This is a genomic window from Thermorhabdus hydrogeniformans, assembly GCF_049310025.1.
Lineage (GTDB): Bacteria > Bacillota > Thermosediminibacteria > Thermosediminibacterales > Tepidanaerobacteraceae > JBJYKD01.
On sequence record NZ_JBJYKD010000007.1, the window covers coordinates 101,991 to 123,924 of the forward strand.

Consider the following 21,934-nt stretch of genomic DNA (forward strand, 5'->3'; position numbering starts at 1 on the left):
AAAATTAGGGTGGAACCACGGGAGCGGCCTCTCGTCCCTTGAGGGATGAGAGGCCTTAATTTTATCGGCAGTAAGTTAAAACTCTAAAATCACTGGGTATCTGCATGTAAAATTTAGAAATTATGAGGAAGGGATAGCTGATGGATCAAGTTAAGGTTACTTTAAAAGGTCGGGAAGAAAGGTTTTACCCAAAAGGTACTACCGTTTATAACATAGCCGAAAGCCTTGGAAAAAAAATGGCTAAAGACGCACTGGTAGCAAAAGTTGACGGTTCTATCGTCGACCTGAGTTTCAGGGTCGATAAAGATTGTGAAGTGGAAATTCTCACCTTTGAAGATGAAGAGGGCAAGCGAGCGTTTTGGCACAGCACTTCCCATGTAATGGCACAGGCGGTAAAGAGGCTTTTCCCGGATGTTAAGCTGGCCATAGGGCCAGCCATTGATGAGGGCTTTTACTACGATTTTGATAAAGAAGAAAGTTTTTCTCCGGATGACCTGGAAAAGATAGAAAAGGAAATGGAAAAAATAGTGGCTGAAGACTACCAGTTTTCTCGCATTGATATATCCAGACAAGAGGCTTTAGAAAGGTTAAAACAAATGAACGAACCCTATAAAGTCCAACTGGTTGAAGACCTTCCCGAAAACACCAATATAAGTTTTTACCAGCAAGGCGAATTCGTGGACCTCTGCGCTGGACCACACATTCCTTCTACAGGAAAAATCATGGCCTTCAAGTTGACAAGCCTGGCCGGAGCGTACTGGCGGGGCGATGAGCACAACAAAATGCTTCAAAGGATTTATGGCATATCTTTTCCAAAAAAATCCATGCTTGACGAATATCTCACTAGGCTGGAAGAGGCTAAAAAACGGGATCACAGAAAACTCGGCAGAGAACTGGGCATTTTCAGCCTGCACGAGGAAGGGCCCGGCTTTCCATTTTTCCATCCCAAGGGTATGGTGCTCTGGAACATACTGACGGATTTTTGGCGAGAGGAGCATAAGAAAAGGGGTTACCGGGAGATTAAAACTCCGATTATTTTAAACGAAGAGCTGTGGCGCAGATCCGGGCACTGGGATCATTACAAAGAGAATATGTATTTCACCAAAATCGATGAGGCGGATTACGCCATAAAGCCAATGAATTGTCCGGGAGGTATGCTACTTTATAAAACCGAAGTCCACAGCTACAGGGAACTACCCTTGCGGTTGGGGGAATTGGGGCTGGTTCACCGGCATGAGCTTTCGGGCGTGCTGCACGGGCTCATGCGGGTGAGATGCTTCACGCAGGATGATGCACATATCTTTATGATGCCATCGCAAATAGAACAAGAGATTTTAGGGGTAATAGACCTGGTGGACTATTTTTATAAAATATTCGGTTTCGAATATCATGTTGAACTTTCAACAAGACCGGAAAATTCTATGGGTTCCGATGAACTCTGGGAAAAAGCTACAAACGCCCTCAGAAGCGCACTGGAGAAAAAAGAGCTGCCCTATAAGGTAAATGAAGGAGACGGCGCCTTTTACGGGCCGAAAATAGATTTTCATTTAAAAGACAGTATAGGGCGCACCTGGCAGTGCGGCACCATTCAATTGGATTTCCAGATGCCCGAGCGCTTTGATTTAACTTATATCGGCCCCGACGGTGAAAAACACCGCCCCGTCATGATCCACCGGGTTATATTCGGCAGTATCGAGCGCTTTATAGGCATATTGATTGAGCATTATGCCGGTGCTTTCCCCGTCTGGCTTTCACCGGTGCAGGTGAGAGTGTTGCCCATAAGCGAGAAACATCTTGGCTACGCCAGGGAAGTTAAGGCGAAACTCGAGGAAGCGGATATCAGGGTAGAACTAGACGAAAGAAATGAAAAGATAGGATATAAGATAAGGGAAGCCCAGGTGCAGAAACTGCCCTACATGTTGATTGTCGGGGATAAAGAGGCTAAAGAGGGCACCGTATCCGTCAGGGTTCGGGAAGCTGGAGATGTAGGTTCAAAAAGCCTGGCTGATTTTATCGATGAGATAAAGCGGAAAGTGAAAAATAAAGAGCGGTAAAAATCAAGATTATAATTGACAGCGGCGGCATTAGTGTGATATATTAACCATTGGAATTTAAAATAGGTTTTTACCAAGTAGAAGGATTCACTTCTCACCTTATGGCGAAAGCCTATAAGGTTGTGTATATGATTGGTTTTACAGACAGGTGAATTCTTCCTGTCTTTTTTTATTAATTCTTTGGAGGTGAATAGTATTAGCAAAGAACGGGATATACAGGTAAATCATGAGATAAAGGCCCGGGAGGTAAGGGTTATTGATTCTAATGGGCAGCAGCTGGGTATAATGTCATTGAAAGAGGCCCTTCGTATAGCCCAGGAAAGGCAGCTGGACTTGGTCAAGGTTGCTTCCGACGCCAAGCCGCCTGTCTGTAAGATAATGGATTATGGCAAGTATAAGTACGAGCAGAGCAAGCGGGAAAAAGAAGCCCGTAAAAATCAAAAGATCATAAATATCAAGGAAATACGCATGAATCCTACCATTGAAGAGCATGACTTTCAGGTGAGGGTAAGGAACGCTCTGAGATTTTTAAAAGACGGCGATAAAGTTAAAGTTACCATAAAGTTCAGGGGACGGGAAATTACGCATACCCAACTGGGTGAGGAAGTTTTAAAGAAAATGGCCGAAAATGTAAAAGAAGTGGGCTTTATAGAAAAATCGCCTCAAATTGAAGGCAGAAATATGGTAATGATTATTTCTCCAAAACAAAATACAAAATAATCTCAAGGAGTGACATAAATGCCAAAAATAAAAACCCACAGAGGTGCCGCTAAAAGATTTAAAGTAACAAAGAATGGGAAGATTAAAAGGGCCAAAGCTTATAAAAGCCATATTCTTACAAAGAAAACATCAAAGCGGAAGAGGCATTTAAGGAAAGCGGGTCTTATAAGCAAAGCCGACCAGAAAAGAATAAAGCAGCTTATACCTTATATGTAAATAGTAATAAATAGTAAAAGGAGGATTGCTATGGCCAGAGTTAAAAAAGGGGTTACTGCCCGTCAAAGGCATAAAAAAATCATTAAGCTTGCAAAAGGATACAGAGGCGCAAAGAGCAAATTGTTCAGACCCGCCAACCAGGCGGTACTTAAGGCCCTTTCGTATGCTTACGTAGGTAGAAAACTCAGGAAAAGAGACTTTAGAAAGCTGTGGATTACCAGGATAAATGCCGCCGCAAGGTCTAACGGCATATCTTATAGCAAGTTTATAAACGGTTTGAAAAAGGCCGGCATTCAAATAAACCGCAAAATGCTGGCGGAAATGGCGGTACACGACGCCAACGGCTTTACACAATTAGTTAATATTGCGAAAGCCAATGTTCAATAAAAAGCGGCTACGGTCGCTTTTTTGGACTTTTTTGGGGGCGGTTAAAATAAAACTTATATCAGTCGGTCTGCGCTTAAACTTAAAACCTACTCAAATTTTGGCTTTTGGATTTGCTTCATTAATCTTAATAGGTGCCATTCTTTTGACCCTACCAGCAGCGTCCCGTGACGGTAAAAGCGTTGGCTTTCTCAACGCCCTGTTTACTGCGACATCAGCGGTATGTGTAACCGGGCTGGTTGTAGTGGACACTTATACACAGTATTCGCTTTTCGGCCAGTTGGTGATACTGGCTTTGATTCAAATGGGCGGTCTTGGTATAATGACCATGGCCACCTTGATTTTTTTGATTATAGGTAAGAAAATTACCTTACGTGAACGGCTGGTGATGCAGGAGGCGTTAAATCAGTTGACCCTGGCGGGCGTGGTTAAGCTTACCCGGTATATAATACTTACCACCATCATTTTTGAAGGCATAGGGGCATTTTTACTGTCTCTTCGCTTTACAAAAATTTATGGGCTTTCAAGAGGTATCTATTATGGGATATTTCACTCGGTTTCAGCCTTCAACAATGCAGGCTTTGACCTGATAGGAAAATTCAGGAGTCTTACTCCTTTTGTGGAAGATCCTTTAATAAATATTGTGGTAATGAGCCTCATTATTTTCGGAGGTCTGGGTTTTTCGGTTCTCTACGATATTTTTACTACAAGAAATTTCCAAAAGTTAAGCCTACATTCCAAAGTTGTTCTCACGACAACAGCTATTTTACTTTCGGCGGGATTCTTAGTCTTCTACATTTTAGAATACTCCAATCCCAAGACTTTGGGAGCGCTTTCGCCCTTTGGAAAGGTTTTGGCCGCTGCGTTCCAGGCCGTAACTCCCAGGACTGCGGGGTTTAATACCTTGAACCTGCCTGACTTAACAATGCCGGCCAAATACTTTACTATATTATTAATGTTCATAGGGGCTTCGCCCGGGTCTACAGGTGGAGGTATCAAGACATCCACATTTGCCACCATTATCATGATGATTTATACAGTAATAGCATCAAAAGAAGATGTAGAAATATATCAGAAGAGAGTTCCTCTGGACAACATCTTTAAAGCCGTTGCCATTGCTATTATAGCTTTGTTGCTGGTGTTTACCACTTCATTACTATTAACCATTACGGAAAAGGCAGATTTCTTGGAGATTTTATTTGAAACCACCTCAGCTTTTGGTACGGTGGGTTTATCCCTCGGTATAACTCCCCACCTTTCAAGTCTTGGTAAGATATTTATTATTTTAACAATGTTCGCGGGCAGGGTAGGGCCTTTAACCCTGGCATTGGCACTGGCAAGCCGTAAGAAAAAGGCCATCTTAAAGTATCCGGAAGAGCGGATATTAGTCGGTTAAATCGGGAGGCGGTTTTTTTTGAAACAGTTTGTAGTGATAGGCTTGGGGCGATTTGGAGCCAGCATAGCGAAAACCTTATACAACCTCGGATATGATGTGCTTGGCATTGACAGTGATGAGGAGATTGTACAGTCAATGTCTGATTCCATAACTCACGCTGTTCAGGCCGATGCTACCGATGAAAACACTTTAAAGGCTCTCGGTGTGAGGAATTTTGATGTGGGCATAGTGAGTATCGGACAAGATATCCAGGCAAGTATCCTGGTCACGCTCATTCTAAAAGAAATGGGTATCAAGTTTGTCGTGGCAAAGGCACAAAATGAGTTGCATGGAAAGGTGCTATATAAAATAGGAGCGGATAGAGTTATATTTCCCGAAAGAGATATGGGTATTCGTGTTGCTCATAACCTCGTCTCTTCCAACATACTGGACTATATTGAACTTTCACCTGATTTTTCCATTGTGGAGATAACCGCTATACCTGAATGGTATGATAAAACTTTAAAAGAACTGGATATGAGGGTGAAGCACGGACTAAATGTCATGGCCATAAAGCGCAACGAAGATGTCCTGGTTTCTCCAAAAGCCGATGATGTAATATTAAAGGGTGATATTCTGGTGGTGGTGGGTCAGAACAAGGACATAGAAAAATTAGAAAAGCATATCTGAGGGGGATATTTGTGAAACAATTTGCCGTAATTGGCATGGGAAAATTTGGAACAAGTATTGCTTCAACTTTGGTTGTTTTGGGTCACGAGGTGCTGGCAATAGATAAGAATGAAAACAGGATAAAAGAAATATCAGGCATTGTTACCCATGCCGTTATAGCGGACGCCACCAACGAAGACGCATTGAAATCCCTGAGTTTAAAAAATTTTGACGCCGTAATTGTCAGCCTCGGATGCGATATACAGGCGAGCATTCTTACGACACTGCTCCTTAAAGATATGGGTGTAAACAGAATCGTAGCAAAAGCCGTGAGTGACCTGCATGGGAAGGTACTGGCCAAGACCGGGGCCACAACGGTTATTTATCCCGAAAAAGATATGGCTATTCGAGTGGCCAAAAGTCTTGTATCTTATAATATACTGAAAATGGTGGAAATTACCCGAGACGCGTGCCTGGTGGAGATAAATACCCCCAAAAATATGGTGGGGAAATCTTTGAAGGATCTGGATCTGACAAGAAAGTACAAACTGAATCTGGTAGCCATTAAGCGGCAGAACCAGGTTAAAGTCGTTTTATCCCCTGATGAAATCTTACATGAGGATGACAGTCTTCTGGTAATAGGGCCGGGAAGCTGTATAAAGCTGCTGGGTGAAATAGCATGAACTTTTATGACCTTCCCAAAAGACAAGTAAAATTAATAAAGTCTTTAAGAGATTCCAGAAATTCCAGGCGGAACAACAAACTTTTTTTCGTGGAAGGGTCAAGATCAGTCTGTGAGGCTGTTGAGTCGGATTATGACTTGGATTTTATAGTTGTTTCCGACGGCTTTTTACACAGATACAATGGTTTTTTTAATAAATTGGTGGCTAAACTGAATAGCGGCATTAGAGTTTATAAAACCTCTAAGGAAATCTACGAAAGTCTGTCGGACACCGTGTCTCCGCAGGGAATCCTGGCCGTTGTGAAGATAAAATCGTATCAGATAGAAGATATTCCTGAAAGAGACTTCCTTGTGGTGGCACTCGATAGGATAAAAGATCCCGGCAATATGGGGACCATCATTCGGACGGCCGATGCCGCCGGTGCCAGTGCGATTGTAACCAATAAGGGCTGCGTCGACATATTCAATCCCAAGGTAATACGGTCGACGATGGGATCCATTTTTCACCTGCCGTTTGTAGAAGTGGAGGATTTAACCGGGACTTTGATGTGCCTTAAAAGGCGGGGCGGTAGGGTAGTGGCTACACACTTGAAGGCGGAAAGATGCTATTACGATGTGGATTACACAAAACCGATGATTTTGGTCATGGGGAAAGAGGATGAGGGGGTATCCCGGGAGATCCTTGAAATCTCGGACGAAGTAATTAAAATTCCGATGCCGGGCAAAGCGGAATCTCTGAATGTGTCGGTTGCCAATGGAATCGTTTTGTTTGAAGCGGTAAAGCAGCGGCTAAGGGCACACCCTTTTGCTTGTAAATAAACCACTGCTGTGTTATAATTATTATAAACCTACGGAAAGGGCGTGTTCCAATGCTGACCGCCGACTTTTTTTGGAATATTTTTGAAGTCACCGGATCTATAACAGCTTATCTTATCTATAAAAAATTGCTGTTGCAATAAAATGGCAATGAAGGAGAGAGTAAGCGGGGGAGCCTTGCAGGGAGAGAGAGCCGCGGACTGAAAGCTCTCTTAAGGCAAAGCCGCCAAAGTTCACTCCGGAGTCGGGGGGCTGAACGTTTGAGTAGGCCCCCACGGTTTTCTCCGTTAAAAGAAGCAAGAGGGTTTAATTATTTAAACTGAAGAAGGGTGGTACCACGGAAGTCGAAGCTTTCGTCCCTGAGGGGAGCGAAAGCTTTTTTAGTATGAAGGGAGGTTTATCAATTGAGAGAAGAGCTTACGAGGCTGAAGGAAAAAGCATTAAAAATTCTCGCGGAAGCCAAAAGTCTTGAAGAAATTAACGAACTCAGGATAAAAATCCTTGGAAAAAAAGGTGAATTAACTTCGATCTTGAGGGGTATGGCAAATCTGGCCCCGGATGAGAGGCCTGTCATAGGCAAGCTGGCCAATGATATCAAAGAGGACCTGGAGCAAAAATTCTCGGAAAAAACCGTTCAAATAAAGCAAAAATTAAAAGAAAAAATGCTGGAAGAGGAACGTATTGACGTAACAATACCATCCGACATTACACTCGGTCATAAGCACCCGCTTACCTTAATAATGGATGAAATCCGGGACATATTCATAGGCCTGGGCTATGAAGTGGTGGAAGGCCCCGAGATAGAGCTGGATTACTACAACTTTGAAGCGTTGAACACGCCAAAAGACCACCCGGCAAGGGATGTCCAGGACACGTTTTATATCACTAATGAGATATTGTTAAGAACACAAACATCCCCCGTTCAGGTGAGGACGATGGAGAGGCGAAAGCCGCCGCTTAAGATCATCGCACCCGGGCGGGTGTTCCGTTCCGATGCGGTAGATGCCACCCATTCTCCCATGTTTCACCAGGTCGAAGGCCTGGCTATCGGAAATAATATAACCATGGCCGATCTCAAAGGAACGCTGGTTACTTTTGCCCGCAAAATGTTTGGAAAAGAAAGGAAGGCGAGATTCAGGCCTCACTACTTCCCCTTTACAGAGCCCAGTGCGGAAATGGACATATCCTGTATAGAATGCCAGGGCAAAGGCTGCCGGATATGTTCTTACACCGGATGGCTGGAAATCCTGGGGTGCGGCATGGTCCACCCTAATGTACTGGAAAACGTTGGGTATGACCCGGAAAAAGTTGGAGGATTTGCCTTCGGCATGGGTGTCGAAAGGATAGCCATGTTGAAATACGGCATTAACGATATGCGCCTTTTCTACGAAAATGACCTGCGGTTTTTGAAGCAGTTTTAGGAGGGGGAATAACTAATGCTGGTGCCAATAAGCTGGTTAAAAGAATATGTGGATGTAAATATCGGGATTGAAGAACTTACCGCAAAGCTGACCATGTCGGGATCCAATGTGGAGGGAGTTGAAATCCTGGGTAGAGATATCGATAAAGTCGTTATAGGCGAGATTAAAAAAGTAGAAAAACATCCCAATGCTGACAAATTACTGGTAACGCAGGTTAGTACAGGTACTCAGGTCCTTCAGATAGTAACCGGCGCCACCAATATAAAAGAAAACGATAAAGTACCCGTAGCCTTGCCCGGGTCTACCATCCACGGCGGACAGAAAATACACAGCGCAAAATTCAGGGGTGTAGAGTCCGAAGGCATGCTGTGCTCCGCCCGGGAATTGGGTTTAGACGACCACGGCTTGCCGGAGGACATGCGGGATGGGATTTTAATACTGCCTGAAAATGCTCCCGTTGGCGCGGATATAAAAGATTACTTGAGTCTGGAAGATACGGTCATAGACTTTGAAATTACACCCAACAGGCCCGATTGCCTGAGCATTATAGGCATGGCCAGGGAAGCGGCCGCTACGTTAAAATCGGATTTACATTTGCCGCGAATTTCCATCACAGAAGAAGCAGAAGAGCGGATTGATGAAATGGCAGGTATCACAATAGAGGCCGAGGATCTGTGCAGCCGCTATGTGGCAAGAATGGCTAAGGATGTCAAAATAGGCCCCTCACCTCTCTGGATGCAGAGAAGGCTCCAGGCCTGCGGGGTCCGGCCTATTAACAATATAGTGGATATTACCAATTATGTAATGATGGAACTGGGGCAGCCCCTGCATGCCTTCGATTATGAAAAATTGGATGGGCGTTCGCTCATCGTCCGGAGAGGCAAAAGTCATGAAAAAATAATTACACTGGATGGTGTGGAAAGGGCCGTCTCCGAAGAAATGCTGGTTATTGCCGATAAAAGTAAGCCTGTGGCCATTGCGGGTGTTATGGGCGGCGCCGACGCGGAAATCAGTCATTCTACCAAATGGATACTCCTGGAATCCGCCAACTTTTCCGGACCAAGTATCCGGAAAACCTCCAGAAAATTGGGACTTAGGTCCGAGGCTTCAATGAGGTTCGAAAAAGGAATTGATCCCAACCTTTGCCATATTGCCGCAGACCGGGCATGTCAGTTAATTGAAGAATTGGGTGTTGGGAAAGTATTAAAGGGTTCCATCGATGTCTATCCCCGGAAGGTAAATTCCAGAAGGATACCCTTGCGCCCGGAAAAAGTAAACCAGGTGCTGGGGACCCGGCTTTCAACTGATGAAATGGTAGATATTTTAAATCGCCTGGAACTCAGGGTTGAAGAAACACCGGCAGGCATTTTTGTCAACATACCCACCTTCAGGACTGATATTTCAAAAGAGGCCGATCTGATCGAAGAGATTGCAAGGATATACGGCTACGACAGGCTGCCATCTACTTTGCCCCGGGGCGATGCTACTCAAGGGGGACTGAATACCCGTCAAAAAATAATGGAAGATATCAAACAGGTTTTGATGGGATGCGGGTTTTCAGAAATTTACACCTATTCCTTTGTGAGCCCGAAAGTTTTTGACAGCATTAACGCTCCCAAAGACAGCCCGTTGAGGCGGGCTATTGCCCTGCTAAACCCGCTGGGGGAAGACCAGAGCATAATGAGGACCACCATGATTCCCAACATCCTCGATGTTATAAAGTATAACCTGAACCAGAAAGTAGAAGAAATTAGGCTTTTTGAAGCGGGAACGGTATACTTGCCCGAGGAACTGCCTTTAAAAGAGCTGCCCTATGAAAAAAAGAGGCTGACGCTGGGGATCTGCGGCAAATCCATGGATTATTACGATTTAAAGAGGGTAATCGAAACCATCTTTTGCAAACTTAGAATACAGAAATATTTATTCATGCCGGAAAAACACTTTGCATTCCACCCTGGCCGGTGCGCCAAGATAATGCTTGAGACCGGCGAACTGGGAATTGTGGGAGAAATTCACCCTGACGTACTGGAAAATTATGACATTAAAAAGAGAACGTATGTGGCCGAAATAGACCTGGACCTGTTGCTTGAAAATGCATGCACCACCATAAGGTTCAAGCCGCTGCCGAAATTCCCAGCCTCCGATAGAGACCTGGCCATTGTTGTGGAGGACCGGGTGCTAGCCGGCGATATAATAGAAGCCATAAAAGAGGCGGGCGGAGAGCTTTTGGAAAAAGTTGAGCTGTTTGACGTATATAAAGGCGGGCAGATTCCCAGAGGTTTTAAGAGTATGGCGTTTTCCCTTACCTACAGGGCGGCGGAAAGGACACTCACGGATACAGAAGTGAACGATGTCCACGCCAGGATAAAAGCCCATCTTGTAGAAAAATTCAATGGAACTTTGCGGGAATAGAGCAGGATTTTTGACTGTTATAAAGAATTATGTTAGATAAAACGTTTGAGGGTGGTTGGGATGCAAAAGGGGTCCGAACAAATTAATAGAATTAAGGTTGAGATCAATGGAGAAGATTATTATATAAAGGGGACCGCTCCGGAAGAATACATCAAGCAGGTGGCTTCTTACGTCGATAAAAAGATGAAAAACCTTTCCCAAAGTCATCCGAATTTAAGCAGGAATAGGGTTGCGGTGCTGGCGGCCCTCAATATTACCGATGAACTTTTTAAATTGAAAAAGGAGTATGAGGAATTTTTGAGCATGGTGGACGGCGAGTCGAGAGGTTGAATTATTTTATGAGAAATTTTCAGGTGTCTTTTATACTTTCTGATATCGCAGATATGCTGGAGATTAAAGGCGAGAATTTCTTCAAGGTGAGGGCGTACCGGAAAGCTGCCCATGTGATTGAAAATTTGGCGGTGGAAGTGGAGGATTTAATGAGAGAAACCCCCCTTGAAAGCATCGAGGGCATTGGAAAGGCCATCGCAGGGAAAATCACAGAAATAGTAAATACCGGCACATGCAGGTATTACGAAGAATTAAAAGAAAATTTCCCCAGAGGCCTTGTAGAAATGCTTAAAATCCCCGGCCTTGGTGCACGCAAGGTTAAAACCATCTATGATGCCCTGAATATTTCTTCGATTGACGAATTGGAAAAAGCTGCCAGATCCCATAAATTGAGAAATTTACCCGGCATGGGGGTAAAGACCGAACAGGCGATCTTAAAAGGAATCCAGATGGTTAGAGGCGGGGCGGGGAAGATGTTACTTCCAACCGCCTTATCTCTGGCAGAAGACCTGATCTCAAAGCTTTCTGGGATGCCCGAGGTAGAAAAAATAGAAGCGGCGGGGAGCCTGCGGCGGAGAAAAGAAATGATAGGGGATATCGACCTCATCATAGCATCCACTTATCCTGAGGACGTGGTGGAGGGTTTTTTGAAAATCCCCACCATAGCCGAAGTGACGGCAAAGGGGTCCGCTAAAGTCAGTGTGCGCCTGGATATGGGTATCCAGGTAGATTTGAGAATAGTGGAACCCAAATCTTTTTATCCTGCTTTGCAATACTTTACCGGTAGCAAGGAACATAACACAAAATTGCGTAGCATTTCTCAGGAGATGGGATTTAAGTTAAACGAGTACGGGATTTTTGAGCCGGCATTCGATAGGGCTATTTTCCCAGAAAGTGAAGAGGAGTTATACAAACAATTTGGCATGCCATATATTATCCCTGAACTCCGGGAGGACCGGGGGGAAATAGAAGCCGCCATGACGGGACGCCTTCCTGAAGTTATAGACTTGAAAGATATCAAAGGCGATCTGCATGTCCACAGTGACTGGAGCGACGGTGTAAATTCTATTGAATCCATAGCTTTGGCCGCCAGGGCGATGGGCTATGAATACATAGCCATAACCGACCATTCCAAATCGTTGAAAGTCGCCAGGGGCTTGGACGAAAAACGTTTGAAAGAGCAGATGGAGCTTATTAAAAAGTTAAATCAGTCAATAGAAGGCTTTCGAATCCTAACCGGTATTGAAGTGGACATTTTATCCGATGAAATTCTGGATTTTGACGACGAGATATTAAAAGAGCTTGATGTGGTGGTGGCATCCATTCACAGCGGTTTTAAACAGGACCGCGAAAAGCTCACAAGGCGCATCCTTGCCGCCTGCGAAAACCCTCATGTGGATATTATAGCCCACCCAACCGGACGTATGCTGGGAAAGCGCGACCCTTACGATGTTGACTTGGAACTCATTTTAAAAGCCGCCGCCGAGACGGGAACCATATTGGAAATAAACTCATCGCCGGACCGGCTGGATTTAAATGACCTTATGGCCAAAAGGGCCAAAGAAATGGGAGTGAAAATTTCCATTGATACCGACGCTCATGAAAAAGATGGGCTCAAGGATATGAAGTACGGCGTTTGGGTGGCTCGACGGGGGTGGCTTGAAAAAAAAGATGTAATAAACACATTGCCGCTGGATGAACTTTTAAAGGAGTTGAAAGCCAAGTGAAGGTGCCGGAACTTCTATCGCCTGCAGGCTGCTTTGAGGCTCTAAAGGCTGCCGTGGAAAACGGGGCCGATGCGGTATATCTCGGGGGAAAAGAATTCAACGCCCGGAGAGCGGCCAGCAATTTTGATCGAAAAGAGCTCGAGGCTGCCTGTGAGTATGCTCATCTTAAAGGTGTAAACGTATATGTGACCGTAAATATCCTGATATCCGACCGGGAGATGGAAGAGGCCGGCGATTTTATTGAGTTTCTTTATTCCATAGGGGTAGACGGTATTATCGTCCAGGACTTAGGCCTGGGATTTTTTATAAAGAGCAATTTTAAGGAAATGGAGCTGCACGGCAGCACCCAGATGACCATTCACAACCTGGAAAGCGCCATGGTGCTTGAAAAATTGAATTTTGATCGGGTGGTCTTGGCACGGGAACTTTCCCTTGATGAAATCAGGGAGATTAAGGAGAAAACGAATTTAAAAATTGAAACTTTTGTACATGGAGCCCTGTGCTTTTGTTATTCAGGGCAGTGCCTAATGAGCAGCTTTATAGGCGCAAGAAGCGGTAACCGGGGCCAGTGCGCCCAGCCCTGCCGCCTGCCGTATATACTGGTGGACGAAAAAGAAATGCCGCTTACCAAAAAACTCCACCTTTTAAGTCCAAGGGATCTGAACATGATTGAGCATTTGCCTTCCCTTATAGAGGCTGGCATTGATTCTTTTAAAATCGAGGGAAGATTAAAAAGGCCTGAGTATGTGGCACAGGTTACGGCTTTGTACAGGAAAGCTATAGACAATTATCTGGAATACCCGGAAAAATATAAAATAGGCACCGAAGATAAAAAAAGGCTTTTACAGATTTTCAACAGAGATTTTACCACGGGATATTATTTTTATAATCCAGGACCCGAACTGATGAGCATAGAGTGTCCCAGGAATAAGGGGCTTTACCTGGGAAAAGTCGCCGATTTCAACAAAAAAACGGGACTTGTCAAAATTAAACTTGCGGAGAAGCTCCGGGTAGGCGATGGCATTGATTTCAGAGGGGAAGAAAGTTTTGGCTACACGGTAACCAGATTTTACCTGAATGGTAAGGATGTAAAGGAAGCCGGGGCGGGTTCTTCCATAGAACTTAGGACAAAAAAACCATTGCCGAAGGGAACGCCGGTTTATAAGACTTCAGATGCCATGCTTTTAAAAGAGCTAAGAAGGACGTACCAAGATCACAACCTAACGAAGAAAATACCCGTGGATATAGAGGTTACTGTTAAAATCGGTCGGCCACTGGAGATCAGGGTTACCGACGAAGACGGTAATGTAGCCGTCGAAAAAGCCGATTGTATCGCTGAAAAGGCGGAGCGGGAACCTTTAAACGAACAACTGCTGAAAGACCAGATAAACAGGCTTGGAAATACGGTTTTTAGGTTGAGAAATTTCAGGGTTGATATGGACGACGGAGTTATAGTTCCTTTTAGCGTTATTAATGAGACCAGGAGAAGGGCGATGAGGAGTCTGGAAAAGATCAGGATTAGGCGGCGTTTTAAACCCCGGATCACCACCGACTGGAAAAGATTTTTACTTCAGTTTACCCCAGGAAAAGATAATGGAAAAGACAATAGACTTGCCGGGTTAAGATTGAGTGTTCGGGTCGACAGCCCCGAAGCCGCCCGGCTGGCAGTTTCTTTAGGTGCGGATATGGTTTACTTCGGAGGAGATGACGTTTCTCTTACGTATAAATTTTACAGGGGCGTTTTTGAAATGACTCAGGCAGCCGGCAGGGAGTTTTATCTGGTGCTGCCGAGGATTATTAAATCACGTAAAATGGCACAAATCAAAACTTTTCTTAGAGAGCTGAAAAATTCGGGCATAACCGGTATTGTAGGAGGAAACCTGGGTATTTTATACGAAGCCAAAAGCGAAGGGCTTGAGGTGGTGGCGGATTTTTCTTTAAATACCTTTAACTCCTTAAGTTTCACGGTGTTACGCGACATTGGGGTGAAAAGGGCCATAGTCTCTACCGAACTTAATTTAAAACAGATAAAAGATATAGGCACCGATATTGAGAAAGAGTGCATAGTACACGGTAGAATTCCCCTTATGGTCAGCGAGCATGATCTGATAACCGCCAATCTAAAAAAAGATGCTTCAAAGGCAAAGGTTAAAGGGATCAAGGACAGGTTGGGAAAAGTTTTTCCCGTAAAGGTTGACGAGGATGGAAGGACCCATATATATAATTGTTATGAACTTTGTATGATAAATTATTTAAAGGAATTACAGGATTTCGGGGTAGATGTATGCGAGCTTTATCTTCCGAATACGGATGCCCACAGGGTGAAATACTTAGTCAGTTACTATGTAAGAGCTTTGCGCAAACAAGAAAAAATAGACGAGTCGGAGATAACTCCAGATTTTACTCACGGCCACTTTTTTAGAGGAGTTATGTAGATACAGATTATTACAAAATTTATTCAACTTTATTTTTAGGTTAGCCGGATGTGTATAAATTCCTTTGAAAAGGTGATTAAATGAACAAAAAGGTAGAAGCCGTTTTAGAGTTTGACAAAATTAAAAAGAATTTGAGTGAATATGCCGTATCTCCGATGGCAGAAGAGATTATTTTAAATCTTGAGCCTTTGAGCGATGAGGTATTAATAAAAAAACTCCAGCAGGAGACCAGTGAGGGCGTGGCCCTAATTAAAGCCGGCGTAAACCTTCCTCTTGAAGGCTTAAAAGACATAAGGAATTCTTTGCGCCTGGCAAAGATAGGGTCACTGCTGACCCCGAAAGAATTGCTGGATATTGCTTCCACCATGAAAACGTCCAGGTTAATAAAGACAATGTGGACCGAAAAAAGGCTGGATAATTGCCGGATAATAGATGAGATAATTGAAGGCCTGCGCTCTTTTCAATCCATTGAAGAAAAGATATATAGAGCAATTTTGAATGAAGATGAGATCGCCGATGATGCGAGCCCCAAGCTGAGTTTAATTAGGAGGCAGAAAAGAACATTAAGTGAAAAGATTAGAGAGAAATTGGAAGCAATTATAAATTCGCCCCAGTACCAAAAAATGCTGCAAGAACCCATAGTAACTGTGAGAAAAGATCGCTTCGTTATACCCATAAAGCAGGAATTCAGGGGAAGTATCGCCGGAGTTATACACGACCAGTCCGGCAGCGGCGCCACGCTCTTTATAGAACCTCTTCCTGTACTGGAGTTAAATAACGAACTCGGTAAGCTTGAAATCGAAGAAAAACGAGAGATAGAAAGAATACTATGGGAGTTTAGTTCAAAGATTCAGGCAAATTACGACTATATTCTTGACACCCTGAATGGCCTGGTAAAGCTGGACTTCATTATGGCAAAGGCAAACTACAGTCTGGATATAAAAGGTGTGGAACCGCTTTTCAACAACAGGGGTTTTATAAATATAATTAAAGGAAGGCATCCGTTGTTGAAAGGCGAAGTGGTCCCCATAGATGTCTTCCTGGGCGATAAATTTACCATTCTCGTCATAACCGGGCCGAATACGGGCGGCAAGACGGTTTCGTTAAAGACCGTGGGACTTTTGGTGCTTATGGGCCAATCGGGGCTGCACGTTCCTGCCGAGGAAGGCACGGAGCTTTCCGTTTTTGAAGAAGTGTTTGCCGACATAGGTGACGAACAGAGCATAGAACAGAGCCTGAGCACCTTTTCCGCTCATATGAAAAATATTAAAGAAATTGTGGAAAGGGCCTCCGAAAATTGTTTAGTCCTTCTGGATGAGCTGGGCGCGGGCACGGACCCCACTGAGGGTGCGGCCCTTGCCATGGCTATTCTTGAGTATTTTTATGAAAAAAAGACCAGGGTCCTTGCAACAACTCATTACAGTGAACTTAAGACTTTTGCATTTTCAAAAGAAGGTATTGAGAACGCAAGCGTGGAATTCGATGTAAAAACCCTTAGCCCCACATACAAACTGACCATAGGTATCCCCGGGAAGAGCAACGCCTTTGAAATAGCGGAAAGGCTCGGTTTAAAAAGGGAGGTCATCGACCTGGCCAGGAGCCTTATTGCGGACGAAAATTTAAAGATGGAGGATTTATTAAAGCATATCGAACAGGAAAAAAATAAAGCGGAGGAAGAAAAAGAAGAACTCCGGTCTTTAAAGATAAAATACCTGAAAAAATTGCAGCAGCTGGAGGAGGAAAGGCAAAAGACCCGTTTCCAGCAGGAGAAAATTCTTGAAGGGGCCAAAGAAAAGGCCAGGTCTATACTGAAGAAAGTCGAAAGTGAGGCTGAGCAAATTATTTCCCGCTTAAAGGAATTGGATTCGGAAAGTGAAAGACAAGTTAGGGACCGGGCGATAGAAAATGCCAGATCCTGGCTTAAAAAAACCGGTGAAGAGTTTCGGGACGAAAAAGATGCCATTGTCAAAACCGTTTCACAGGGGCATAAAAAACCTTTAAAACCGGGAGAAAAAGTAAAAATTGCGGGATTGGGCCAGGAAGGCTACATCATAGCTATAAATGAAATATCAAAATCGGCCCAGGTTCAGGTGGGAGTAATGAAAATTAACGTTCCTACAGACAGCCTTTTAAAAGCGGAAAGTGAAGAGTTTGAAGAAGAAAAATATAAATATGCTTCTATGGCCATGGGAAAAAGAAAGGATATACCGACATCATTAGACTTGCGGGGGCTTACCCTGGACGAAGCACTGATAAAAGTGGATAAGTATTTAGACGACGCTTACATGGCCGGTATTCCCGCTGTTACTTTGATTCACGGCAAGGGCACCGGAGTTCTGAGGAAGGGCATTCAGGAAATGCTCAGGGGAAGGCCAAATATAAAAACCTATAGGCCGGGGAATATCGATGAAGGGGGCCTGGGTGTTACGGTGGTGGAATTTAACTAAAATGTATATTATAAGCGCGTGCCTTGCCGGGTTCAATTGCAAGTATAACGGAAAAAATAATTACCATGAGGTTTTCGGGAGGCTGGTAAAGGAAAATAAAGCGGTGCCTTTTTGTCCGGAACAGGCTGGTGGACTGCCGACTCCAAGACCTCCTTCGGAAATCAAAGGCGGGGATGGAAAAGATGTCATCCAAGGGGGAGCCGGGGTAGTAACGGTTGATGGCAAAAATGTAACCGAAAATTTTATAATTGGGGCGAAAGAAACCCTGAAACTTGTAGAGTTGGTCGGCGCTAGAGAGGCTATTTTAAAATCTAACAGTCCGTCATGCGGCTGCAGGAAAATTTACGACGGTACTTTCCGGGGGGTTTTAAAGGACGGTATGGGCGTTACCGCCGCTTATTTAAAGGCCCACGGAATAAGAGTAATTGATTCAGAGATTTTTCTCAAATATGTCAATAAAAAATAAAAAATGAATAATGATATTCCAGGCGGTGGCAAAAGAAAAATTTTGGGGGCGGGTGCCCGGCGGCGGTAGTAGACCTCCGGTCATCTTGCCCCCAAACTGTCATTCAGACCATCCCGGGGGATTTTCCTGGATAGCTTTATTTTCGGCCGAAGGCTCCGGTTCTCGAGGTGGGACCTCGAAAGAACTTTCAGGGCCGTGAATGTTGCAGTATTCTACGGGGGCTTCATATTTTGCGTCCAACGGAATTTGCCCTTTTGGAGAAACAGTGTAAGGTTTTGGCCTCTGTATAAATACCCGCTTCTGTACCAATTCGGGCGGGCAATAAGGTGTTGCCAGCAGCCCTGTAGAAACATCAATTAACTTTTCTACATGGACGTTGCAGAAAGTTGTAGGCTCGGTTCCCTTTATAAAATATTCGCCGCGGACCCTGGGTCCTCTTGGATCTTTATAACAAAGTTCGGTGGGAAGGTTTCCAGAATCCAAACAAACGTTAATGGGGCCTACAATGCCGTCTGGCCGTTCAAAATTCATCCTGGGCAGATCTTTTTGAGCTACAGTCATAATCTGCTTCCATATGAGAGCCGGCTGGTAGCCACCTGCCACATGAGACATGGGTGTTGGATCATCGTGCCCCATCCAGACGACCGCTACCAGTTGAGGGGTATAGCCCACAAACCAGACATCCTTGCTGTCCGATGTGGTACCTGTCTTTCCGGCTACAGGAAAAGGCAGGCTGGCTAGTCGCTTACCGGTTCCTTCCGTTACAACGCTTCTCAGCATATCAGTCATGATAAAAGCCACTTGCTTGCTGACAGCGGGCCACTGTTCGGGCTTATTTTCTATCAACGTCCTGCCGTTTTTGTCTAAAACTTTCAATATCGCCACCGGTTCAACATGGGTGCCCTGGTTGGCAAGAGTGCCATAAGCCGCAGCAAGCTCTAACGGTGTTACACCTTTGGTCAACCCCCCCAGCGCGATGGTTAACTGGCGGTCGTTTTTCGGACCTGTAAGCACCAGACTTTTTATGCCTAATTTTTGCGCGTATTCAATGCCTCTGTCTATACCTATACTGCTCAACACTTTGACCGCCACTACGTTGACGGAATCGGCGATGGCTTTTCTTATCGTTGTCAGTCCCTTATAATCATTGGTGTAATTTTTTGGTGACCACTGTTTTCCAGAACCCGCTGGATAGTAGACAGGAGAGTCATCAATTACAGTAGCGGCTGTAAAGCCCATATCTATGGCACCGGTATAAACCGCTATGGGCTTAAAGGCTGAGCCGGGCTGCCGGTATGCCTGAAACGCCCTGTTGAATCCAAGCTTTTGCTGATGCTCACGGCCCCCAACCATAGCCTTTATATATCCCGTATGCGGGTCAATAACTACAGCTGCAGCCTGCGGCTGCGGATTTCCGTTTTTGTCATATTTTGTGTAAGGGTAATTTTTAGGATCGGCCAGGGCTTTTTCGGCGGCTTCCTGTATTTTCATGTCAACGGTGGTATAAATTTTTAGGCCTTCGTTATAGATCTTATCATATGCCTCGTCTTCTGAAAGCCCAAACTCTTTCTGCAACTGGCTTGCCAGTTCCTGGACCACATAATCGGTAAAGAAAGGGGCTTTGTAGTCGGCTTTACCTTTTTTTAAGCCTACTAAGTTGAGCTTCTCATTTTTTGCTTTTTCTGCCTGGTCGCGGGTGATAAATCCCATTTCAACCATGGTGTTCAGCACAACGGCCTGGCGTTCCTTGGCCTTATCGAAATTCAAATAAGGTGAATAGGTATGAGGGCTCTTGGGGATGCCCGCCAGCATAGCCGCTTCGGCCAGGTCCAGTTTGTCCACGCTTTTGCCAAAGTAAGTTTGGGCGGCTGACTCCACACCATAGGCTGAGTGGCCAAAGTAAATCTGATTTAAGTAAAATTCCAATATTTGATCTTTTGTATAGTGCCTTTCCAATTGTATGGCAAGCCATGCTTCCTGAGCTTTCCGCTTAAGGGTCTTATCCGGCGTAAGAAAAGCATTTTTTACCAGCTGCTGGGTTATAGTGCTGGCTCCTCTGTGATAGCCGCCGCGCACAATATCTGTCCAGAGAGCGCCCAATATGGACCGAAAGTTAATGCCTTTATGTTTGTAAAAATATTGATCTTCGACGGCTATAAAAGCATTTTTCAAATGTTCAGGCACCTGATCGATGCTCACGGGTATGCGGTTCTGTTCCCCGTGGAGTTCAGCGATCACCCGGCCATCCTTGTCGTAGACGAAGGAAGTCTCGCTGGGTTTTAATTTGTTTGGGTCGAAAGCTGGAGCATCCTTTAGATATGAAAAAAAGATACCCAGTCCCGCGCCAAAGGAAACAAACAGTACGAAGAAAAATAAGAGCACTATGTTTTGTAATGTCAGCGTCTTTCGCCTGCGTTTTGCCATAATAGACCTCCTTGGTTCTCCTCATTAGCAGAGTTCTTGACTATTATACCACATTACAAATCGTAAGGGAAATTTTAATTATTTGAAACTCGAATAGATTACTGCGGTAATAAAAAAACATAAGAAATAAAAAAGGGAATTTCTCAATGATATAAAGAATAAATTTTTAATTACCTTCACAAATTACCCGCCCTCTTGAATAGAATAATTAGGAGGGGGTTTATTTGTGCCGCGGATATATTGTTCCAGAACCAGGTATTTTTACAGATTTGCCAATAAGTATAAATTGCTCAATATTTATGCACTTCTAATAACCGTCATGGTTATGGCTTTTGGCCTTTTCAGGTTTATAGAGCACCAAATATCCCCCAGCGTATTTGCCATAACGGAGGCAAAGGCAAGGATTCTAGCCACCGAAGCCATAAATAAAGCGGTGAAAGAAAAGATCACAAAAAATATCCAGTATAAAGACCTCATTACAATACACAAAAATACAAGCGGGCAGGTTACCCTCATCCAGGTAAATACGATAGAAATAAACAGGTTGGAAACCGAAACAACATTGGAAGTAATTCACACCTTAAAAGAAATAACCATGGAAGGAATTCAAATACCGCTGGGCATGATAACCGGCAGCAAGATCCTCGCTAACGTCGGTCCAATGATAAAAATATCTCTCTATCCGGTGGGTACTGTCCAGGTTGACACAAAAGAAGCTTTTGAAGAAGCGGGAATAAATCAGACGAGACATCGAATTCTTTTAGAAATTACCGCGGAGATAAAGGTAGTCCAACCTTTGCTGACAAGTTCAAATATGAAAATAAAAACGGACGTTCCTATTGCAGAGACTATTATCATAGGGAATGTGCCTCAAGCGATACTGGATTTTAAATAAAAAAGAAAAAAGATTGAATCGACACGAAAAAAAGAGCAACACAAAGGACAACAGAGCATAATCGATTAAATATGCTTTATTCTCAAATGGGCATAATTGATGTAAATTACGGCATATGATATATTATACTTCGCCGATTGGTTCATATAAAAGGGAAAACGAAAGGACATATTGACACCATTCGTAAACGATGGTATAATAAAAAATCGTCAGGCCTTAAAAGTGCTTGACAACAATAAGAAAAAGTGGTATTATAATTATCCAGTCAACACTAAAAAAATGTTGGCAGAGATAATGCAATGTAATTTTTTAACATGGTCTTTGAAAACTGAACAGTGTCACGCCTGAGAGTTTCAACATGAGTGAGTAAGGACCGAAAGGTTGGAAGGCGAAGGAAAGCCGGATGTAAAGCTCGAAAGAGCGCGAAATAAGCGAGAACATGAGAGTTTGATCCTGGCTCA

18 protein-coding genes and 1 other annotated feature are annotated in these 21,934 nt (G+C 44.1%); of the genes, 17 read left to right on the forward strand and 1 reads right to left on the reverse strand.

Annotated elements, in window-relative coordinates; all coding sequences use genetic code 11:
- Positions 1–140 precede the first annotated feature (140 nt).
- From thrS to ACKX14_RS05440, 16 genes are all read left to right on the forward strand, one after another.
- Complete coding sequence (gene thrS / locus ACKX14_RS05365; RefSeq protein ID WP_422445407.1) at positions 141–2,054, forward strand: threonine--tRNA ligase; 1,914 nt, start codon at positions 141–143, stop codon at positions 2,052–2,054.
- Between the two features lie 195 nt (positions 2,055–2,249).
- Complete coding sequence (infC, locus tag ACKX14_RS05370) at positions 2,250–2,774, forward strand: translation initiation factor IF-3 (protein WP_422445445.1); 525 nt, start codon at positions 2,250–2,252, stop codon at positions 2,772–2,774.
- 18 nt (positions 2,775–2,792) lie between these two features.
- Positions 2,793–2,990, forward strand: coding sequence for a 50S ribosomal protein L35 (gene rpmI / locus ACKX14_RS05375; RefSeq protein WP_422445409.1), 198 nt, complete (start codon positions 2,793–2,795; stop codon positions 2,988–2,990).
- Between the two features lie 30 nt (positions 2,991–3,020).
- Positions 3,021–3,377 carry a 50S ribosomal protein L20 gene (gene rplT, locus ACKX14_RS05380; RefSeq protein ID WP_422445411.1) on the forward strand — a complete coding sequence of 119 codons (357 nt, stop codon included), beginning with the start codon at positions 3,021–3,023 and terminating at the stop codon, positions 3,375–3,377.
- A complete protein-coding gene (locus ACKX14_RS05385) occupies positions 3,367–4,770 on the forward strand; it encodes a TrkH family potassium uptake protein (RefSeq protein WP_422445413.1) in 1,404 nt (467 codons plus the stop codon). Before rplT ends, ACKX14_RS05385 begins: the two co-directional genes overlap by 11 nt.
- 18 nt (positions 4,771–4,788) lie before the next feature.
- The gene (locus tag ACKX14_RS05390) at positions 4,789–5,439 is read left to right on the forward strand and encodes a potassium channel family protein (protein WP_422445415.1); all 651 of its coding nucleotides are present in this window, start codon (positions 4,789–4,791) and stop codon (positions 5,437–5,439) included.
- 11 nt (positions 5,440–5,450) lie between these two features.
- Positions 5,451–6,101, forward strand: coding sequence for a potassium channel family protein (locus tag ACKX14_RS05395; RefSeq protein WP_422445417.1), 651 nt, complete (start codon positions 5,451–5,453; stop codon positions 6,099–6,101).
- Positions 6,098–6,919 carry a 23S rRNA (guanosine(2251)-2'-O)-methyltransferase RlmB gene (gene rlmB, locus ACKX14_RS05400; RefSeq protein WP_422445419.1) on the forward strand — a complete coding sequence of 274 codons (822 nt, stop codon included), beginning with the start codon at positions 6,098–6,100 and terminating at the stop codon, positions 6,917–6,919. The genes ACKX14_RS05395 and rlmB overlap by 4 nt, the downstream gene beginning before the upstream one ends.
- 50 nt (positions 6,920–6,969) lie before the next feature.
- On the forward strand, positions 6,970–7,059 hold the full coding sequence (locus ACKX14_RS05405; protein ID WP_422445421.1) for a YqzL family protein: 90 nt from the start codon (positions 6,970–6,972) through the stop codon (positions 7,057–7,059).
- Positions 7,058–7,280 (forward strand) — a binding site (T-box leader). It overlaps the preceding gene by 2 nt.
- Before the next feature lie 40 nt (positions 7,281–7,320).
- Entirely contained in the window at positions 7,321–8,337 is a 1,017-nt protein-coding gene (gene pheS, locus ACKX14_RS05410; RefSeq protein WP_422445423.1) for a phenylalanine--tRNA ligase subunit alpha, read from the forward strand.
- 15 nt (positions 8,338–8,352) lie between these two features.
- Entirely contained in the window at positions 8,353–10,749 is a 2,397-nt protein-coding gene (gene pheT, locus ACKX14_RS05415; protein ID WP_422445425.1) for a phenylalanine--tRNA ligase subunit beta, read from the forward strand.
- 60 nt (positions 10,750–10,809) lie between these two features.
- Positions 10,810–11,079 (forward strand): cell division protein ZapA, encoded by a 270-nt coding sequence (locus ACKX14_RS05420; RefSeq protein WP_422445427.1) that lies wholly within the window; start codon positions 10,810–10,812, stop codon positions 11,077–11,079.
- Between the two features lie 8 nt (positions 11,080–11,087).
- Entirely contained in the window at positions 11,088–12,806 is a 1,719-nt protein-coding gene (gene polX / locus ACKX14_RS05425; protein WP_422445429.1) for a DNA polymerase/3'-5' exonuclease PolX, read from the forward strand.
- Positions 12,803–15,241 (forward strand): U32 family peptidase, encoded by a 2,439-nt coding sequence (locus ACKX14_RS05430; protein WP_422445431.1) that lies wholly within the window; start codon positions 12,803–12,805, stop codon positions 15,239–15,241. The genes polX and ACKX14_RS05430 overlap by 4 nt, the downstream gene beginning before the upstream one ends.
- Before the next feature lie 80 nt (positions 15,242–15,321).
- A complete protein-coding gene (locus ACKX14_RS05435; RefSeq protein WP_422445433.1) occupies positions 15,322–17,688 on the forward strand; it encodes an endonuclease MutS2 in 2,367 nt (788 codons plus the stop codon).
- A gap of 1 nt (position 17,689) precedes the next feature.
- On the forward strand, positions 17,690–18,154 hold the full coding sequence (locus ACKX14_RS05440; RefSeq protein ID WP_422445435.1) for a 2-thiouracil desulfurase family protein: 465 nt from the start codon (positions 17,690–17,692) through the stop codon (positions 18,152–18,154).
- A gap of 99 nt (positions 18,155–18,253) precedes the next feature.
- Here the strand turns inward: ACKX14_RS05440 and ACKX14_RS05445 are convergent, their stop codons facing one another.
- Positions 18,254–20,578 (reverse strand): transglycosylase domain-containing protein, encoded by a 2,325-nt coding sequence (locus tag ACKX14_RS05445; RefSeq protein ID WP_422445437.1) that lies wholly within the window; start codon positions 20,576–20,578, stop codon positions 18,254–18,256.
- A gap of 226 nt (positions 20,579–20,804) precedes the next feature.
- Between ACKX14_RS05445 and yunB the strand changes: the two genes are divergently transcribed.
- Positions 20,805–21,473 carry a sporulation protein YunB gene (gene yunB, locus ACKX14_RS05450; protein ID WP_422445439.1) on the forward strand — a complete coding sequence of 223 codons (669 nt, stop codon included), beginning with the start codon at positions 20,805–20,807 and terminating at the stop codon, positions 21,471–21,473.
- The last annotated feature ends 461 nt before the right edge of the window (positions 21,474–21,934 follow it).

Excerpts from the sequence above, each read along its gene's own strand:
- ACKX14_RS05435 (WP_422445433.1), top strand. The coding sequence starts at position 15,322 with ATGAACAAAAAGGTAGAAGCCGTTTTAGAGTTTGACAAAATTAAAAAG.
- rlmB (WP_422445419.1), top strand. The coding sequence starts at position 6,098 with ATGAACTTTTATGACCTTCCCAAAAGACAAGTAAAATTAATAAAGTCT.
- polX (WP_422445429.1), top strand. The coding sequence starts at position 11,088 with ATGAGAAATTTTCAGGTGTCTTTTATACTTTCTGATATCGCAGATATG.
- ACKX14_RS05445 (WP_422445437.1), bottom strand. The coding sequence starts at position 20,578 with ATGGCAAAACGCAGGCGAAAGACGCTGACATTACAAAACATAGTGCTC.
- ACKX14_RS05440 (WP_422445435.1), top strand. The coding sequence starts at position 17,690 with ATGTATATTATAAGCGCGTGCCTTGCCGGGTTCAATTGCAAGTATAAC.
- pheT (WP_422445425.1), top strand. The coding sequence starts at position 8,353 with ATGCTGGTGCCAATAAGCTGGTTAAAAGAATATGTGGATGTAAATATC.
- ACKX14_RS05420 (WP_422445427.1), top strand. The coding sequence starts at position 10,810 with ATGCAAAAGGGGTCCGAACAAATTAATAGAATTAAGGTTGAGATCAAT.
- rplT (WP_422445411.1), top strand. The coding sequence starts at position 3,021 with ATGGCCAGAGTTAAAAAAGGGGTTACTGCCCGTCAAAGGCATAAAAAA.
- rpmI (WP_422445409.1), top strand. The coding sequence starts at position 2,793 with ATGCCAAAAATAAAAACCCACAGAGGTGCCGCTAAAAGATTTAAAGTA.
- ACKX14_RS05385 (WP_422445413.1), top strand. The coding sequence starts at position 3,367 with ATGTTCAATAAAAAGCGGCTACGGTCGCTTTTTTGGACTTTTTTGGGG.
- thrS (WP_422445407.1), top strand. The coding sequence starts at position 141 with ATGGATCAAGTTAAGGTTACTTTAAAAGGTCGGGAAGAAAGGTTTTAC.
- ACKX14_RS05405 (WP_422445421.1), top strand. The coding sequence starts at position 6,970 with ATGCTGACCGCCGACTTTTTTTGGAATATTTTTGAAGTCACCGGATCT.